The sequence below is a fragment of the Photobacterium lipolyticum genome, assembly GCF_003026475.1.
Lineage (GTDB): Bacteria > Pseudomonadota > Gammaproteobacteria > Enterobacterales > Vibrionaceae > Photobacterium > Photobacterium lipolyticum.
The window spans coordinates 62,165-75,311 of record NZ_PYMC01000009.1; the positions used below are offsets into that span (position 1 = coordinate 62,165).

15 protein-coding genes are annotated in these 13,147 nt (G+C 43.9%); 6 read left to right on the forward strand and 9 right to left on the reverse strand.

What is annotated here, in order from left to right; translation table 11 throughout:
- Positions 1-149 precede the first annotated feature (149 nt).
- The 3 genes from C9I89_RS13555 to C9I89_RS13565 form a co-directional block, all read right to left on the reverse strand.
- Positions 150-575 (reverse strand): potassium channel family protein, encoded by a 426-nt coding sequence (locus C9I89_RS13555; protein ID WP_211315251.1) that lies wholly within the window; start codon positions 573-575, stop codon positions 150-152.
- Between the two features lie 172 nt (positions 576-747).
- Positions 748-1,413 (reverse strand): SDR family NAD(P)-dependent oxidoreductase, encoded by a 666-nt coding sequence (locus tag C9I89_RS13560; RefSeq protein WP_107283872.1) that lies wholly within the window; start codon positions 1,411-1,413, stop codon positions 748-750.
- A gap of 101 nt (positions 1,414-1,514) precedes the next feature.
- Positions 1,515-2,300 (reverse strand): Mut7-C RNAse domain-containing protein, encoded by a 786-nt coding sequence (locus tag C9I89_RS13565; RefSeq protein ID WP_107283873.1) that lies wholly within the window; start codon positions 2,298-2,300, stop codon positions 1,515-1,517.
- Between the two features lie 185 nt (positions 2,301-2,485).
- Here C9I89_RS13565 and C9I89_RS13570 point away from each other — a divergent pair, with 185 nt between their 5' ends.
- Complete coding sequence (locus C9I89_RS13570) at positions 2,486-3,052, forward strand: hypothetical protein (protein ID WP_107283874.1); 567 nt, start codon at positions 2,486-2,488, stop codon at positions 3,050-3,052.
- Between the two features lie 96 nt (positions 3,053-3,148).
- Here the strand turns inward: C9I89_RS13570 and C9I89_RS13575 are convergent, their stop codons facing one another.
- Complete coding sequence (locus C9I89_RS13575; RefSeq protein WP_107283875.1) at positions 3,149-3,439, reverse strand: YkgJ family cysteine cluster protein; 291 nt, start codon at positions 3,437-3,439, stop codon at positions 3,149-3,151.
- Between the two features lie 268 nt (positions 3,440-3,707).
- Between C9I89_RS13575 and C9I89_RS13585 the strand changes: the two genes are divergently transcribed.
- Both C9I89_RS13585 and C9I89_RS13590 read left to right on the forward strand, forming a co-directional pair.
- Complete coding sequence (locus tag C9I89_RS13585) at positions 3,708-4,976, forward strand: O-acetylhomoserine aminocarboxypropyltransferase/cysteine synthase family protein (protein ID WP_107283877.1); 1,269 nt, start codon at positions 3,708-3,710, stop codon at positions 4,974-4,976.
- Positions 4,977-5,330: 354 nt separating this feature from the next.
- On the forward strand, positions 5,331-5,789 hold the full coding sequence (locus tag C9I89_RS13590) for a tetratricopeptide repeat protein (RefSeq protein WP_107283878.1): 459 nt from the start codon (positions 5,331-5,333) through the stop codon (positions 5,787-5,789).
- Positions 5,790-6,230: 441 nt separating this feature from the next.
- Here C9I89_RS13590 and lpxL read toward each other — a convergent pair whose 3' ends face one another.
- From lpxL to C9I89_RS13615, 5 genes are all read right to left on the reverse strand, one after another.
- Positions 6,231-7,163 (reverse strand): LpxL/LpxP family Kdo(2)-lipid IV(A) lauroyl/palmitoleoyl acyltransferase, encoded by a 933-nt coding sequence (lpxL, locus tag C9I89_RS13595; RefSeq protein ID WP_107283879.1) that lies wholly within the window; start codon positions 7,161-7,163, stop codon positions 6,231-6,233.
- Between the two features lie 195 nt (positions 7,164-7,358).
- The gene (locus C9I89_RS13600; RefSeq protein ID WP_107283880.1) at positions 7,359-7,556 is read right to left on the reverse strand and encodes a hypothetical protein; all 198 of its coding nucleotides are present in this window, start codon (positions 7,554-7,556) and stop codon (positions 7,359-7,361) included.
- Between the two features lie 89 nt (positions 7,557-7,645).
- A complete protein-coding gene (locus C9I89_RS13605) occupies positions 7,646-7,852 on the reverse strand; it encodes a DUF3283 family protein (RefSeq protein ID WP_107283881.1) in 207 nt (68 codons plus the stop codon).
- 138 nt (positions 7,853-7,990) lie between these two features.
- Positions 7,991-8,773, reverse strand: a complete 783-nt coding sequence (locus tag C9I89_RS13610; protein ID WP_107283882.1) for a hypothetical protein — start codon at positions 8,771-8,773, stop codon at positions 7,991-7,993.
- A gap of 146 nt (positions 8,774-8,919) precedes the next feature.
- Complete coding sequence (locus C9I89_RS13615) at positions 8,920-9,441, reverse strand: porin family protein (protein ID WP_245905489.1); 522 nt, start codon at positions 9,439-9,441, stop codon at positions 8,920-8,922.
- A 670-nt stretch (positions 9,442-10,111) separates the two neighbouring features.
- Between C9I89_RS13615 and C9I89_RS13620 the strand changes: the two genes are divergently transcribed.
- The 3 genes from C9I89_RS13620 (at position 10,112) to C9I89_RS13630 (ending at position 12,963) form a co-directional block, all read left to right on the forward strand.
- Complete coding sequence (locus C9I89_RS13620) at positions 10,112-10,282, forward strand: XapX domain-containing protein (protein ID WP_107283883.1); 171 nt, start codon at positions 10,112-10,114, stop codon at positions 10,280-10,282.
- A gap of 41 nt (positions 10,283-10,323) precedes the next feature.
- A complete protein-coding gene (gene deoD, locus C9I89_RS13625; protein WP_107283884.1) occupies positions 10,324-11,034 on the forward strand; it encodes a purine-nucleoside phosphorylase in 711 nt (236 codons plus the stop codon).
- Positions 11,035-11,472: 438 nt separating this feature from the next.
- A complete protein-coding gene (locus C9I89_RS13630; protein ID WP_425440416.1) occupies positions 11,473-12,963 on the forward strand; it encodes a transposase in 1,491 nt (496 codons plus the stop codon).
- Positions 12,964-13,147: the final 184 nt, after the last annotated feature.

A 13,147-nucleotide genomic window follows, 5' to 3' on the forward strand; every position in this document is an offset into this window, starting at 1 on the left:
CTTACAAGATCATTTCCCATCAGCCAAAACTGATTGTTACCAGCATGCAAAGGTTAATTGCTATTTGACGTTATTATCATTTCTATGAAAATAAATAGAATATTACCCACACCAACGAATAATTTTTATGAGGACTCATAGTGGGCTGGTTATTTCAAGTTCCAGTAACGTCGCATTTCAAGATAGAGAAAAGAAGCCGTCCAGGTGATCAATACCAACCCCGTTAATGATTCCACTCCGGTTAAATATCTCAAGTCCCCGCTCGGCTCTATATCGCCAAAACCTAAGGTCGTAAATGTCGTGAACGAAAAATAGAGGCAGTCTAATAAACTGCCATCGAAATTTCCTTCTAAATTTCCCCACCCTTCAGAGTGATGCATAAAATAATACGCCCATGCAAAAACCCACACCTCAACCGTATGAGCGATCAAAGCACCAAAGACCCCAAACACAATTCTCAACCGGTGCAAAATCTTCATTTTTGGCATAAGAGTCGTCAGATGATACAAGAATTCATAATGGATCATCACGGCAATCGCAACGACTCCGCTATTAACTAAAGATACCGTTATCACATTGCCCCTGCTTTTATTACTTTCTGCCTCTTACATTATATGCACTGACTGTCATCTAAGTTCAAAACGTATGGTGAAACCTTAACCCGATACCTCATTCTCCAGAACCTTTCTCGCCATTATCACCCTGCAGGTTTTATTATGGGGGGCACTGGCAATTTGAATTTAACGGCTAAGAGCGATTGATTGTAATATCAGAAACATAACCGTGCTCGGCGCTGACCAGCGCCTGTTTCAGCATTGCAGCCGCTTCCTCTGCGGTCATAAAACCGGAGGTATCAAGATCTTTGCCACTGGTTTGCCAGAAATCAGTCGCCATTCCACCGGGATACACCGCGATCAGCTTCATCGGGCTACCTTTCAGCTCCAGACGAACAGATTCGATCAACCCCCGCACGGCCCATTTGGCTGCGCAGTACGTCGACTCGCCGGCTTTAGCAACCTGCGCCGCCGTTGACATCACCACAACGACATTGACCTTGTCATGACGATAGCGCTTGACCAACTCACGCAGTAAAAAAATCGCCGACGTCACATTGTTGGCGATCAGTTTACTAATCAGCTCTGGGGCCTGATCTTCGATGGGGCCAAAATAACCACTGCCAGCACAGTGGATCACGGTATCTGGCACTTGTCCCAGCGAATCGAGCAAGGTTGAAATAGCCTGCGGATCACACAGGTCGGCCGTTTTTGCCTGAACGTCGCCAGAAATCGTTTTCGCCACCTGTGATAGACGTTGCTCACTGCGTCCGGTAAGTAACAACGCTTGTCCGTCGTTACCATACAAATTTGCCAGCGCGGCACCCAAGCCACTACTGGCACCAGTAATTAAAATCATACGACCCCTTCATTAAAATAAATAAGTGCGGCAGGCCGCATTCAGTAAGGTTTCAATACCACATTTCAATCTTAGTTGGTAATTCAACCTCTAAACCAAGCTCATTTAATTGACTTTAATTTGTCAATCCATTTACAGATGCGGTCATAATGGGACCCTTGCCAATAGATTTTTTTACACCCCCGGCACTCCATAAAACCAGCAGAAAATACCAAGACATCATCAGGTACGCGACCTTGTAATCTTTTACCATCAACCGGGTGCAATCGCTCATTACAATTTGAGCAACGGGTAAATGGCCTGAAACAGTTCTCCAACTGCAAGCGGGTAACCACTTCTCTTAACTGCCTTTTGGGATCATCACTGCGAACCCAATAGCCATGAGTGACCGCTCTGTATTTAAAAACACCCTTGTCACGGGTCAAAATAATGCGTTTTTCATCCAGAGACCGTTTGACAATTTCGCTATCGCTGAAATCTTTATTATATAGGGTATCAAATCCGAGTAACCGGAGCTTCAGTGCTAATTTTCCCAAATTAACATCCACAACAAATTTGGTTTCCCTTAATGGCGGTGCTCGAAGGTGTACAAGAGGCGTGATATTAAAAGATTCAAACTCGGGATAAACAGAGACATACTCTCCGCCCTGCATCTGGTAATCGAAACCCACCGACTCGCCGCCAACCAAGATTAAATCAATTTCTGTATGGGGCACCCCAATCGCTTCAACCGTATCTTTAATCGATGGATTTCCAGTGAATTCATATTGAAACATTATCTTGCGCTGCTCTTGGAGTAAGAAGTCATTGAGCTCTTCATAAAAACGAAAGCATGCGCTGCGCAGGATGGGAGCGTGTTGTTGAGTCTTTGGGTCTATTTTTTGCATTCTTTGGGTATATCAGTATTATCTCTCATCAAAGTAGCCGACATCATCAGATTTGGCCAGTTCGCTTAAAAAGTCGCTATTTGGCATGACAGCTGTGCAAATAATGAAAGTGGCTGAAAGATTAAAAAACAATTAAGAGACTACGCTTACTTACGTAGACTCACTTTTGAAGAAGAGACTAGTCCGTGATAAGAGAAAACACATTTGCGCCATCCAATGTATGGACGAAGCCTTTCGTTTCAGAAGTCGCAGAAATTTTAAATTTGTTGCGTGAATACGGTTATGACTCAGCGACATTGGTGAAAATAACGGCAATACCAGAACGTAAGTTCCGCGATTGGAGCGCAAGATATAAGAAAGAGCCGTTTGAAATCTCGACGATCCCGTATGCTTGCTGGTGCTTCTTAGCGGCTTTAGTCGGCAGACCGAATATTCAGAATCATGGTCGGCCGTTACCGGCTGATATCCGTAAAATTCTGGGCACATTCAATGCCAGTGCTTTTCGCCCCGCGAATAAATTTGTGACGCCTTCCGCCGATCAACTGCGAGAAATTGTCGGTGACAATGCATTTACAGGGTTAACAATCAGTGACTTATCAGCATCATTTGATTGGAACAGCACCCATTTCAACGATAATTTAGAAAAAAGTAACATTCCCTTTTTAAATTGGTGTCTTATTTTGATGCTGCTTGGTTTGGATATTCAGAAAATGATCCTGACTGATCTCGACGGTGAACTAACAATAAATTAAGCGTTCACACCTTTTTGGGGTGCAAGACGCGATACAAAAAGTCAGATTGATGATTTTCAACATTAATGAAAATCATCAATCTAATTAATTCTGAGTTTATAAGTTATCGTTTCGCTCGGCGATACACTCATATTCTCCCATCTCAAACTCTCGGCAGATCAGCGGTCGTTTTTCGTAAATCGAACACATCAAGGTATCGCGGTCTAAAGCAGCACACCAGCCATCATCAAGACGTGCCATGACCCTTCCGCCCCACGAATCAATATCAATATAGCGCTCAGGGACTCCCGTCTCGGTAATGAGCATAACTTCTAACCGGCAACAGCAAGCCTTGCAGTTGGCGCAGGTTATCTCAGCTTCAGGCAGGGTGGTAACTTCGATTGTCATAAATTACTACTGTAACGTCATTTTGTCGCTAGCATATCGCAATCAGACCATTTGTGCGCGATCTGATGATGCATCCGAAATTCAACCGCAGTATTCATTCCACATCCTTGTTACTAAGCTATTTATTGAAACCGATTATCCTTTAGCCAGTAAGCTTAGCGATTCTGCACAAAATAACCTTGTTCATGCAGGCAAAGCCATTGGCGCGAAGCTGGTTTTTCATGGTACAAAGAAATACTAGTTAGTCTACTTAATCAAGGAAGAAGAGATGAAAGACGAAACGTTATCAATCCATCACGGCTATCAAACCGATCCCACCACAAAATCGGTCGCCACACCGATTTACCAGACAGTCGCGTACGAGTTCGATAGCGCGCAGCACGGTGCCGATCTGTTTAACCTGGAAGTTCCTGGCAATATCTACACCCGTATCATGAACCCGACCAACGATGTACTCGAACAGCGCATGGCAGCATTGGAAGGTGGCATTGCCGGACTGGTTGTAAGTGCAGGCAGCGCGGCAATTAACTATGCCATACTGACGCTGGCAGAAGCCGGTGACAACATTGTTTCAACCCCGCAACTGTATGGCGGTACGTACACGCTGTTTGCCCATATGCTGCCAAAGCAGGGCATTGAAGTTCGCTTTGCCAAAGACGATAAGCCTGAAAGTCTGGCCGAGCTGATCGATGAAAACACCAAGGCGGTTTACTGCGAAACGATCGGGAACCCGGCGGGCAATATTGTTGATATCGAAACGATAGCCAATCTGGCGCATGCGCAGGGCGTACCTGTAGTGGTTGATAATACGGTGGCAACACCGGTGCTATGCAAGCCTATCGAATTCGGTGCTGATATTGTGGTGCACTCGCTGACTAAATACGTCGGTGGCCACGGAACCACGCTGGGTGGAATTGTGATCGATTCCGGTAAATTCCCCTGGGCACAACATAAAGATCGTTTTCCGGTGTTTAACCAGCCAGAGCCGTCTTATCACGGTGTGGTTTATACCGAAGCCTTCGGTGATGCCGCGTTCATTGGTCGCTGCCGTACCGTGCCATTACGTAATACCGGTGCGGCGTTATCACCGATGAATGCGTTCCTATTACTGCAAGGATTAGAAACCCTGCCTTTGCGTATGGAAAGACACACGGAAAACGCGCTGAAAGTAGCAGAATTCCTGCAAAAGCACGACAAGGTAAGCTGGGTAAACTATGCCGGCCTGAAAGATTCAGCCCATTATGGGCTGGCACAGAAATACATGGGCGGCAAGCCTTCTGCGATCCTTTCTTTTGGCCTGAAAGAGGGGTATGACGCGGGGGTTCGCTTCTATGACGCACTACAACTCTTTAAACGTCTGGTTAACATTGGTGACGCAAAATCACTGGCTTGTCACCCGGCCTCGACGACTCACCGTCAGATGAATCCGCAAGAACAGCAAGAAGCCGGTGTTAGCCCTGAAATGATCCGCCTGTCTGTAGGTATCGAGCATATCGACGATATTCTGGCTGATCTTGAGCAGGCGCTAAACGCTTAATAGCGTTTGACTTAATCGGTGTTAGCTTTTCAAGTAGAAGGAGGCCTCGAGGCTTCCTTCCACACCACCGAACAAGCACGGTCGCATTCGGCGGTTTTGAGTTTCTCTATCATCCATAGTGGTGACATATTGTTTTTAACCACACCCATTCGTTCAAAAAGTCAGCATGCAGATTGCTTTGATGTGACTTTCGTTCCATTTCCCCCCATTTATTAAGCAACTGAAATGACAAATAAATTACATCCCGTCAAAAGCAGTATATTGATTTAATGTGATTTTCTAAAATTTAGCATTAATGCAATTAATTTATTAAATCTGTTATTTTGTTTTTCCATCTAATTGATAGAGCTGTTTATGAAAAACGAGACGACTGACTTATGCTTTAATGAGCTTGAAGATAAATTATTAAATACTCCAGTCTCTGACGATTTTTTATTTATGTTAAAAGGATCTTCTATAGGCCGTGCTGATATTACCGAGTTAATGTATCAATATTATCTTGGATCTAATGACTACAATAATGCGATTTATTTTTTAGAACTTGCTGATAAATTCAATGATAGCTACGCCCAGCTTCATTTAGCATCGCTGTACCAACAAGGTAAATACTGCCTTCAAGATAAAAATCGTGCTTTGGCACTGTTTCAAAAATCAGCACATAACGGTGAGCCAGAAGCACAATATGAATTAGGATTAAGCTTGCTGCTTAGTGGTAACAATGATGATTTTGAACAAAGTGTTTATTGGTTAAATGAGTCCTTCCTAAATGGAAATGATGACTCAAAAATACTGTTAGACAGTTTAAACAGCTGAGCTCAATCAGAATACCACATCGTTTTATCGGCAGTGTAAACAAATGGCTGATCATTCGATTTTCACCCAGCAAAATAACAATCGAATATTAAGTAAACCGCTCGGTTTGATTGTAAAAATTGAAACAGTTAAGTATCAAACTCTTACAATATGTGTCTTTTTTTAATCAGGCACTTTATTATTTTTTAAGAAAAATATTATTTACAATCATAATCTTAAGGTGGGAAACATGGTCATACCTGTTAAGGATTACATTGGTGGCGTGAATGTGTATACTTGCCCCATGCACAAGGAAGAAGCTGCCTTCTAAAATGATTGAACATATAACGCTCTATGGTCAATATTTAAAGTAGCTACTCTAATGTGTGGTAGTTTCGGTAATTATTTTGCCCCCGCTTAAAGCGGGGGATTTTTTCTATTTATGTACAAATAATTCGTAGCTCAATCATATAAAGAAGGCTCACCTTCCGGACGGGTTTTAAAGCGGCGATGTAACCACATATATTGTTCAGGAGCCTGCATAATTGACCGTTCAACCGCTTTGTTAATATAAGCAGCGGCTGATTCAGGATCATTGTTCGGAAAAGCATCTAACGGCGTAAAGATCTTCAATACATATTTACCCGAATCCGTATTACGTACCATCGAAAATGGCACGACAGCACAACCCGAGGCGTCCACGAGTAAACTGGTTCCAGTTGTTGTACAGGCTTTTTCTACGGCAAATAAAGGTGCAAATGTCGAATTGCGACGACGACCATAATCATGATCGGGAGCATACCAGACCAGTTCACCGGTGCGAAGTGCGCGCAGCATACCTTTAACGTCTTTACGATCAATCATTGCAGAGTTGGAGCGTACACGTCCTTTATACTGGAAGTAGTCAAAACATGGATTATTGTTAGGTCGATAAACGCCAACACCCGGAGTTTTAATCCCGAAGGCGCGCGCACCCAACTCAAGGTTCATTGAGTGAATTGCAATTAACAGTACCCCTTTACCTTCATTTTGCAGCTTTTTAATGTGTTCAAGACCTTCAATTTCTACATGACGTTCGACACGGAGATTCGGCCAGAACCACGCCATTCCCGTCTCAAACAACGCCAGCCCGGTATTATCAATATTCTTTTTAATTAGTACGTCACGATCTTGCTCTGACATCTCAGGAAAACACAATTCCAGATTTCGCCTGATCGTGTTTCGTCTTTTCTTCATTAGCCGAATCGCTAACCGGCCAACACCTTGCCCCATACGAAACTGAATAAAATATGGTAGCCAACTAATAAGATACATTACCGCAACCAGAATCAGGGTTGGCCAGTAGCGCGGGTGTAAAAACGATTTAGTAAACGCCGGGGGGGTAAATTTACTCATAGTATGAAAAATTAATTCCTTACTCGTTATTATTAAAAAGTGAGTGTTTTAATCGGTGACTTAAGCCAACATTCAAATCTTCGTCATTAAACGAACTGAGAGATTTTATATTCTACAGCTGAATCAGAGCTGAAGCCAGACATGGGAAAAAGGTATAAATACAGGGAGTAATAGGGAGATAATGACACGGCTAACTCAGTCCGTGCCTGGGGTGTGTTTAAAAAAGGGCAGCAGTACGCGGTGGACGCGCTCTGCAATATCCAGCACGTTCGCCGTACTCTGCTGGTGGCCAGCTAAGAAGTGAATGGAAAGGTGTTCTGATTGCTGGCTCAGCCAGATTTGATCTTGCTGATCCCAGGCAACCGGTTTTGCCTGGACCGGTTGTGCCAACATCTAAGGCAAGATACGGTTGCCACCAGCGTCCAAGATAATATCTTACGGGCCATTTCGCATCCATTGCTATAAATAACAAACACTCGGTATTACTTGACACCCATTTTGGTTTTATATTTGCTGACCGCCTGATTAAAAAAATCACGATCGTCATCGTCTTCAATATTATTACTTTGTTCAGTAAACGCCTCATACCCCGCTTTGGCATTTTTGACTTTCCATACGGTATAAGCTGCTTGCTTATCTAATTCAATGCGGTTTTTTTCAGCTTGGGATAACAGTGTCAGGTTATACATAACCTACCTCGACAACGAGAAGAATGGCGTAAATATTATAAGATTTTGCGCCCAAGACCAACGATAATATACCCAAGAAGAAAATGTCAGTTGTCGCGAATCCTGGCCTTTGAGTAACACAATCAGCCACTGCAAGACCTAAAATCCTAGCTGGATTTTAAAAATGACAAAAAACGCGACCACAATCCCCATCATCAGCATTACACTTACCACCGGGCTCAATGTTGATGCACTAGGATGTTTCACCGCATCCAACAGTTTAGGCTCGTTATCGTCATGCTTATCGGTCGATCTCACTAAATCTTTAACATGCTCCATCGCTGTATCAATCGCTTCTTCAGCAGAATCGATTACCTGCGCTTCAAACCAACGTTCAGAATCAACCAATTGGCTCGCGTCCACATTCTGGGTAAGGCCAAAATGGCCGGTTCGGCTATCAATAACTGACACCACCAGCTGCTGTTCTTTTTCACACAACACCCAACATGGAAGGTAATCACCATTCAATTTAACTTTGCTCGGATACGGATAAGCATTATCACTAACTGCTTGCTGAAGTTCAGCTTTGCAGCTCACGACCGAATGTACCACCTGCAGGCAATTTTCCAGCCAGTAGGCTAAATTTTTGCGGTACGCCGCCTGACGCAGAGGTGCCATCCGCGCAGCACCACGGATAATGTATTCAATCAATGCAACATTAACCGGCTGCTTGTCGGGCCACATCTCAACTTGATCGGCCGAAATTTTAACCCGATGAAATACCGTGTCATCCTCGGCGACAAAATTGACATCCAAACAACCTTTCTGATTTTGTTCCGGCAATATATCCCGGTATTCAATCCGCCAAGGAGTAGTCAGTTTGCGAAGAACCTCCGGATAGATTTGTTCAGCTACCGTAAGGTAGTGCTCATAGTTAGTCATAATGTACTCACCCTATTGTTCTACTCTTCATATGGTAGGGCTCCCTGCCGCGCTTTACTTTGACTCAATTCCGACTTTGATGAATTTTCAGATTGTTTTAGTTGCATGTTCTTCGAGTATAAAGCCGCAACGCGGCTTTTCGTTAATTACAGCCCCATACCGATACCAAAAATGACAGCGTTACTGGTTACATCGCCCATATCGCGGTATTCATACCCTAAGGTGAAATCCACCAACGGGATAAGTGTCAAAACAACACCTGCCCCACCGATAATCCCCCAACCAGTATCGTTAACGTTTATTCCGGATAACGCCCTGTCAACGTCGTAATAGTTTGTACCCGCTTTGGCGTACAAGCTACCGATAAGCAAGGGTAAGTCACCACGAAGGGTTAGCGGAAAAGCAGTATAATCAATATCGTTTTTTACCGTATTTCCACTGGCGTCGACTTCTGCACTTCCCTGCACCACGCCAGCACTAACACTGAAAATATCATTGATCTGATAAGCACCATTAATACCATATTCAAAGCCGTATTCACTGTTACCGTCATATTCAATGCTGGAAGCCCCAGCGCTGGCACCCACCGAGAGCCCCAAAACTTCGGCGCTGGCAGGCATACAAATCAATGCCAGTGTTGCGGCAAGTAACATCTTTTTCATCTTCATCGCTACGCTCCCTCGTTTACCATTAAAATAGAATCTAATGAAATCAAGTTGTTGTTTTATCTTTAGTCTAATTTTGCTTATCCGCCAATTCTGTTACTTTTTTTCGTGCTCAACCTTTGATTATTCCACCTAACCTATACAAGCTCCGGCAGTTTACTGTCTAAAATATAAATCCACTTAATTACGGCAAATTAAACGTTTTATCCCATTTCTGTGTGCTGAAACAATGAAATCCATTACAAGATCACACTTTTGTGAGATCCGTTTCATAGCGTGCATTATCAATAGCCTTCAATATAAAACCCTTTATTTTCAATCAATAACACTCGCTCTCCATTGGCAAGCTCACTTTTCAGTCAACATACAACGACTACCGAGCAAACGGTTTCCATCACACTTTCAACATATATAGTAATCAACGGGTTTTTTTTTCATGTATAGAAACTAAAATGTGATCATGATCGCTAGATGAAGGCCGCGAATTCCATAAACTTCTCCACATCGAACGGCAACAATACAAAGGCACCTTATCTATTTCTCTCTGAAGCATGAATGACTAGTGAAGAACAGTTGATTTGTAACGAACTGGACTTCAATGAAGAAGATAGAAAGAGCAAGCCAGAATCAAGCCGTCATACATTGAATATGCAAGACAATCGAGGGTAAACACATGAACGAAATTCTGCTGGCTATTTTTGCAGGCTTAATTGTTGGCTTATTTTTTAGTGCGGTTAAGCTACCACTACCTGCGCCACCAGTATTACCAGGCATTATGGGCATCGTTGGTGTTTACCTTGGCGGTATGGCATACCAAACTATTGTTGAACGTTTTTTCTCTTAAATACTTAAACTCTTTTAATAACAAATTCCTAGGAGTGAGCCATGGCTACCCCACATATCAATGCTGAACTTGGTGATTTTGCTGAAACAGTCCTAATGCCAGGTGACCCGTTACGCGCAAAGTTTATTGCTGAAAACTTCCTGGAAGATGTAAAGCAAGTATGTGACGTCCGCAGCATGCTTGGTTTCACAGGTACTTTCAAAGGTAAGCGTGTTTCTGTAATGGGCCACGGTATGGGCATCCCATCGTGCTCTATCTATGTTCATGAGTTGATCAAAGATTTCGGTGTTAAAAATGTTATCCGTGTTGGTAGCTGTGGCACCGTAAGTGATGACGTAAAACTGATGGATGTAATCATTGGTATGGGTGCATCTACCGACTCTAAAGTTAACCGTATCCGTTTTAACGACCATGATTTCGCAGCTATTGCTGATTTCCACCTGCTGGAAACTGCAGTAAGCAAAGCGCGTGAGCAAAAAGTACCTGTTCGTGTAGGCAACGTATTCTCTGCAGATCTATTCTACAGCCCTGAAGCTGACCTGTTCGAAAAAATGGAAAAGCTTGGCATTCTGGGTATTGATATGGAAGCGGCTGGTATCTACGGTGTGGCTGCTGAGCTTGGTGCAAAAGCACTGACTATCCTGACTGTATCTGACCACATCACTCGTGGTGAGAAACTAAGTTCGGAAGACCGTCAGAAGTCTTTCAACGAGATGATGAACGTCGCACTGGAAACAGCGATCAACATCTAATCCCGTTTGAGTTAAAAGTATTTAGCGGTCAGGGTTTTCCCCGATTCTCTGGCCGCTACCTCTGTCTCAGACAGAGTTAAGACCTATGCCATTATTCTAGTTGATATAATAGTTATTATGTCATCAGTTCTAATGGCATAGCTCTTAACGACAACGTTTTTAACGTTACGTAATGAGTAATGTGGAAAAAGGGAATATTAGTGTCCACAGGGAGGCTGTTCTTGAGCATGATCGCAGCTCAACATTTTGTAATATGTGGCGTCTTACACAATTTGAATTGAGAAAAACATCGTCATACATTGATGCTTTTCTCAGGCGATTTATGTGAAATATCAGCTGACTTGTGGGCGGCTAATGCTGTACTGAATAAGAGGGGTACCTTTTATTCAGTCCCCTTCTCTTCTCCTGGCTAATGCACAAGGATTAGGTTAGGCAACCATGATGAAAAAACTTCACCCAGCATCCTCTGCAACCCTGTTGCCACCAGCTTACGGGCATTTACAACTTAATCACTGTAAAACAGTCAGCTGCCGCAATTTTGGTTCAATGGATGAACACAACTACGTAGTGCAGCGCTCTAACCCGAGCAGACCAACAATGATCTGCCGTGAATGTGGTGCGTTTCCCCCGGTTATCAATAACCACGATGTTGTGGCTGAAGTTTCTCGCCTTAAACTCGCACAAAGCAGTGGCCTCCCTGCGTGTAATAATCCTGACTGCAGAAATCTCGGCCTACCGGTACTGACCCATCGCCATCTTTATCATGCTTTTGGCTACAGCGGCGATCGCCAGCGATACCGTTGCAAATGCTGCCAGGCCACTTTTGTCGACCGCTGGTCAGGTTTTAATGGCAAGCATATGGTTCAGCAAAAACTGTTAGCCATGTTATTTACTGGCTATTCGGTACGTGACATTTGCCGTCGCCAGGGAATGAACCCGAAAACCTTTTACGATCAGCTCTCGCACATTGCCAGTCGCTGCCGCCGTCAGTTGTCGATGTTTGATGCCCGCTTGTTTAAACATGCGCAAACCTTATCGCTCGCGTCAGATTTAAAGCCATTGCAACCTAACAGTGATAACGGTGTTTTATGGATTGCCACCGGTGAAGCATCATCAGGCTATATCGTTGGCCAGCATGTGAATTATCACCCGGCCGATGTCGATAATCCCAGCAAAGATCACGACCCATACCAGAACAATACCCGTTTTATGGCTGCACCCAACGCACAGCTGGTTGAAGTACCGTTGCCTGCCCCCCAAGGTATTCTGGCTCGCGTTGATGCAACTTACCGCGAAGTACTGGCCCGTCCTAATATGGAAGATCCACTCAGTCATCTGCCGCGCATTAACTATCCGACCAAAGGGTGCCTAGTCCGTCCACAGTACACTGTTTACGCACACTACCTGCATTTGTCACAAATGCTTGAATATAACGAGTCACTGTCTCTCTTTATGCCTCAGGAAACATTATTGCGTTCGGCATGTATCTCTGTTTTCCTTAACCGTATTAAAGATAACAGTATTCATCCGCTTTATGTCATCGAAGATAAAGGTTGGCGACATGGTCAGGCTGCGGGGCGCATTGATATCGTATTAATGAGTTGGTGGCGTGATCGCTGGGCCTTCACTCGCCATGATGATATCGGCAAAGGTATATGTCATATAGGCGGTGAAAAAGACAATGAAAAGAAGTGGCTGGAAATCGCGTCTCATAGAGCAATCAGTGAGTACCAAACCCGCTTCCACGACCAGTTTTCACAACTAGTTAATGAGCCACGTCGTAAATTGCGCCCGGCAGGGCTATTGCCACTACTGGATATTTACCGCGCATGGCATAACTTGTGCCGTCAGGACCGTTCAGGCCTGACACCAGCTCAGCAAGTCGGGTTAACCGCTGCACCGCTTACCCTAGAGCAGCTATTAAGTTAGTCAGGGGCGTGTTCTGTTAGATATACCCACACCGCCTCATGATGAGGGCGCAAGCGAATCATGTGCTTGCCCTCTCTTTCATGACCTTCATCAACCAATGTATTTCACTCCACCAAAACTTTGTCGTTTAGATCAACTTTCTTCACTATTGCAAAGCCTCGGATTGATATTATTGTTATATTTG